1 protein-coding gene and 2 pseudogenes are annotated in these 796 nt (G+C 36.4%); 1 reads left to right on the top strand and 2 read right to left on the bottom strand.

Going from position 1 to position 796, the window contains the following annotated elements:
- Positions 1-12: 12 nt before the first annotated feature.
- A pseudogene (locus A5N85_RS16830) lies at positions 13-323 on the top strand (IS630 transposase-related protein); the annotation flags it as partial.
- On the opposite strand, the pseudogene A5N85_RS14455 reads toward A5N85_RS16830, so the two are convergent.
- Positions 314-523: pseudogene (locus A5N85_RS14455) on the bottom strand (transposase); the annotation flags it as partial. The pseudogenes A5N85_RS16830 and A5N85_RS14455 sit on opposite strands and share 10 nt — an antisense overlap.
- Positions 524-532: 9 nt before the next feature.
- On the bottom strand, positions 533-781 hold the full coding sequence (locus A5N85_RS14460) for a transposase (RefSeq protein WP_084601551.1): 249 nt from the start codon (positions 779-781) through the stop codon (positions 533-535).
- Positions 782-796 lie beyond the last annotated feature (15 nt).

Here is a 796-nt window from a genome sequence, read left to right on the forward strand (position 1 = left end):
TGAACAACTTAAACCTATGTAGAACAACACAATGATGCCTATTTATTTGAAATAGCAGAACACTTTGCCTGTACACCACAAGGTATATTTTATGCACTAAAATCAATCGGTATGACACTTAAAAAAAGACCACGACCGACAAAGAACAAGACCCAATCAAAGTAGAAAACGATCTAACCAAGCTTGCAACCTTCAATGACTATCAAAGGGTTTATATTGATGAAACGGGTATAGATACCTACTTACATCGACCCTTTGCAAGGTCATCCAAAGGGAAAACTGTTAAAAGCACCATTAGTGGCAAAAAATATAGTCAATTAAATCCAGAATAGGACAAAAGAGCATCCCAAAAGACATCAAAATTAGATAAAACTTTACGTAAATACTTTTTAAGATTGCCCCACTGCTTTTCGATTAGATTTAACTCTGGCGAATAAGGTGATAAAGGCAAAACAACATGACCAAATTTTTCGGCTAACGCTTTTAGAACCTTCATTCGATGAAATCGAGCATTATCCATAATATAGTGCAATCATCTAAAACCCAACCCAATCCAAAGCAGATAAAAGCATAAAGTATCAATACAATCCATCCGCCATTCTTTGCGTATTTGCTTAATCCAAGCCCACATCTTTTCAATAGGATTTAAGTCTGGACTATAAGGGGGTAACCAAACTATCTCATGCCCATGCTCTTCAATGATTGCTTGAATATCACTGCGTTTATGAAAAGCGGCATTGTCCATGACAATTACACTGTTTTTAGGTAACTCAGGTAACAGTGTCTTCTCTCACCC

It is taken from the genome of Suttonella ornithocola (assembly GCF_001889065.1).
In the GTDB taxonomy this organism is placed as follows: domain Bacteria; phylum Pseudomonadota; class Gammaproteobacteria; order Cardiobacteriales; family Cardiobacteriaceae; genus Suttonella_A; species Suttonella_A ornithocola.